1 protein-coding gene is annotated in these 3,839 nt (G+C 63.8%); it reads right to left on the bottom strand.

Annotation, left to right across the window (positions count from 1 at the left end):
- Positions 1–278: 278 nt before the first annotated feature.
- A complete protein-coding gene (locus tag K304_RS0120490) occupies positions 279–3,053 on the bottom strand; it encodes an N-6 DNA methylase (RefSeq protein WP_158687391.1) in 2,775 nt (924 codons plus the stop codon).
- Between the last annotated feature and the right edge of the window lie 786 nt (positions 3,054–3,839).

The raw sequence follows: 3,839 nt of genomic DNA, 5'->3' as shown, positions 1-3,839 counted from the left end.
GTCCCGCACAGTCCCGGCGCTCAACTGCTCCCCGCGCCCGCGGGGATGGTCCCATCAGGCGGTTCCTTCCTCGGTCACGTCCAGGCTGCTCCCCGCACGCGCGGGATGGCCCCCGTTCGCAGGTCGCGACAATGTCCGCAGTCAGCTTCTCCCTCGTACACGCCGGCTGTTCATGCTCCTGCGCGGGCTGGGTGAGTATTCCCACCGCAGCCGCGCAAAGGCGGTGCAGGACTTGCCCGAAGGTAATGGAGTGTCAAGTAAGTGAAATTAGGGGCTCGTTAGTCGCTCGATCCTTGCGATTCTTTATTGGTAGCCTCCTTGTCGAACCTCAGGGCAGCAGCAAGGGCGACGGTGGGTAGGGCATCCTCAATACGTTCCGGTTCGGCTGCTTCGTGGTAGGCAACGAAACGAACACCTTCAGGTTGAAGGCGGTTGAAGTAGTAGCAGCCGCTGTTCGATCCGAAAGCTGCCGGGTGCATCACGATCAGCGGAGCGAGAGGGATTGCGCTACCAGCTTCGCGTGAGAGGAGGTACAGCCCGTCTTCCTCCATGGCCACGCTAATGGGAATCTGTTCCTGTCTGAAAGGAGCGTTGGGGCCCATAGCCAGGTCCACATCATGGTGGAATACCCTGTTTCTGATCCTTGCAGCGCCTGCGCGCACGAGAGGAAAATCCTGCCAGCCAGCGCCAATCAGGTTGCGCAGAGTGTGGACGTGGCCGGTCAGGATGTCGAGCTGCTCCTTGAGTGACTCGGCGGTGGTGGTACCTGAGTGACCGCTCCAGGCGTTGCGCCGTTGGATCACCTCCCCGAAAAGATTTGTAAGGTCGGGGCTGAGAAGGGTTTCCAGGAATTCTGGTGGTGCGTCAGCAAAGGCTGCTCGTGCCCGTGCCTGCTCGTCGATATCGGTGCCGATCAGTGCAGTGCGAAATCTCTTGCTGAGTCGTTGCAGGATAATGTGCCAGACGCCGAGGGTTGCCCGCTCGGGGGTGAGCCCTGCCAATCTAATTTGCTTGGCGAGTGTGGAAAGTTCCTGGTTAAGTCGTGAATTATCTTGGAGCAAGGCTGACACGATGGCGGTTGCGTGAAACTGGATAGTGGCTTCCCAGAAGTGAAACATTTGCTCACGGCGGGCGTGCAGGTTGTGACTTCCCTTGGACTCGTATGTCCAGAGAGAACTGGCCATGGGGAATGGCAGGGTGGTGGCCCATTGAGCAAGATCAGCCGATGGAATAAGACTGCTGGCCTTGCGAAAGATGTCGGACCGCTTTTTGGGGTCGTTCCAGAGTTCCCGGTGCGAGTCGACCAGGTGCCGACGGGCTGCGACAAGCGCTCGTTCCGCGCGGGCCATTTCTCTCTGGATGGGGAGGTCCGGCAGGGCGACGAGGAGTTCATCTGCCATGCGCCAGGCCTGGTTGAGGTTGATGGTGCGGGGGCTGACGTAGCTGTCTCCGCCGGCCCCTACTGCCGTCGAACGCAAGTGTCGACCGAGAGGAGAGTTTAGCCACCCCGCCAGGTATTCGGCCTCCGTATAAGCGGCCCTGGGCCGGATCACGAGCGCTCGGTTGTCGGGAGCGACTTCGCCGGGGTCCCCGGTCACAGCATCCAGATGAGGTTCGATGGGGACAACGAGAGCCTGCTCCCCGGCGACGGCCGACAGCATGGCAGCGCGTTCGGCGGCCTTAGTCGACGGGATGTAGCAGAGATGCTCAGTGAGCTCGGTGAGACGAGCGGTCTTCCATCCGATCTGAGTGAGGGCTCGCAGTGCACGCGGGGTTCGGTCTGTGGTGAAGACACGGTTCACGTCGAAGCGCGTGAGTGGTGGTCTTGTTATGTCTGTCACGGTCGGTGGCACAGTGGCGTACCGATTGTCGCGCCAGGCTTCGGTGGTGGAGATCGCCGGCAGGAGCATAGTCAGGCGCGGCACATCGCCCGGCTCGTACCTGCTCGTGACTGCGGTGGCGTGGTGGGCGACGCCCACCTGCCGGAAAGACAGATCCTTTGCTGCGGCCGTTCGGCTGTAGGCCGTCGGCTTCGCATGCTTCAGACTGCGGGACAGTTCGTCGAGAGCTGCCCCACTGATCGTGCGGCGTTCGAGTCGACGGGCGTCCCCGTCCTGGTAGAAGCCGCGGAGGTCGATGAACTGCACCTTGCGCCGACGGGCCGCGGGCTTCCGGTTGGAGAAGACCAGGCCGTACAACCTCAACCCGGGGCTGGCGCTGAGCCCTTCGGGCAGCACAATCACGGCGTCCAGGAGGTCCTGGTCGAGTAGCCAGGTACGGATAGCGTTGCCGCCCGCGTCGTACAGTGGTCCGGCAGTGGTGAACATGACGCCTCGGCCACCGCCATCCGCAGGATCCCGAAGCTTGCTGACCAGGATCTGAGCGAACAGGAGTGAGGCGTCGCCGGGCGCTGGAAGCCCGGACGGGTAGCGGCCTCCCGGTCGGTCGGCCTCGGCTGTGCATTCCTCGTTGCTGTTCCGCCAAGACAGGTTGTAGGGAATGTCGGCCACCGTGTAGTCGAATCGGCGGTCAGGGAAGGCGTCCTGGCTGAGTGAGTCAGCCAGGCTGAACCTAGCGTCGGTGCCCAGGAGGAAGGCGTGCGCACGGGCACGCTGGACAGCCGCCGCATTGATGTCCTGTCCTTCGACGGTGACAGCCCTTCCGGTCTGCCCTGCCAGCGCTTGGGCCGCGTCCAGTGCCAGGGTGGCGGAACCGCACACCGGATCATACAGATGTGCCGTCTCCGCGCGGCTGTCGTGCGCGTACGCGGCCAGGGCGGTTCTGGCAACATCAACCAGCGAATCCGACGTGGTGAATTCACTACGGTGGTCCGAGAACAAGGAGGGGCGGAGCAGTAGGCGGGCATAATGGCGCAACTGGGTCGGCGTGTAGCTGCTCAGCTCTTGTAGCTCACTGTCCAGCAATGAGCCGAACTCAGGGAATCTGCGTCGTGCACTCTCCGCGACACGCTGGAGATCTTCGAGTTCTGGTGCAGGCAGGCCTGTAGTACCGGTCCGCCATTCGACGGCGTTCCACAGCAGCACGTCAGCCATCTCGGCGGGATCACTGCGTCCCCGGTGGGAGTCCAGGACCTGCCCTAGGCGCTGTTCGACCGTCCGTCGCTCGTCCGTCATGTGGAGCCCCCAGGTGGTTAAGCAGGTCCCCCAACTCACCGGGGTCTGCCCGCTGACCGTGAACATCGGCTTCAGCGTGTGAGGGGTTCAACCTACTAGCGTTGCTTAGTGATCTTGAATGGTACGTCGAACAGTGACGCGCCTGGGACACCGTCACGACTCAACTGAGTAATGCCCCGCACCGAACGAGGGCAGGGAGTCTGGTGGCGTAGCCCACACTCGCACGGAATGGGCAGAAGCCCACCGCGCGCCATCGATGACCACGTCGGCGCTCTCTCCATAACCCCCGAAGTCCGCGTGGACGGCTTTGAGGAGTTCCCGGCGCAGGCTGGGGGCGATCCGCCAACAGCGTCGAGCGGGGGAGGCGGGCCTGAGCGCTCCCCTTGCAGGCGGGGGTGTAGCGTGCGCGCGGTGTTCGAGCTGCTGGCTGAGCGGGTAGTCCTTCGCGAACGGGGGTTGGCCCCCTCGTGTTGCGCGGCAACGGCGATATGCACTGCCCCCGCACGCGCAGGGATTGGTCCCGACGCGGACGACGGCTACGAGGGCGAGACCGCCTGCTCCCCGCACCCGCGGGGATGATCCCGCCCCTGGGCCGGTGCTGGTCACCTCCAACAACTGCTCCCCGCGCCCGCGGGGATGGCCCCGATTCGTGCTGCGTATCGGGCCCTTGAGGCTGCTGCTCCCCGCGCCCGCGGGGATGGTCCC

It is taken from the genome of Streptomyces sp. CNS606, from assembly GCF_000426325.1.
The sequence above is the reverse complement of the archived record's forward strand: the minus strand, read 5'-3'. Positions and strand labels throughout refer to the sequence as shown.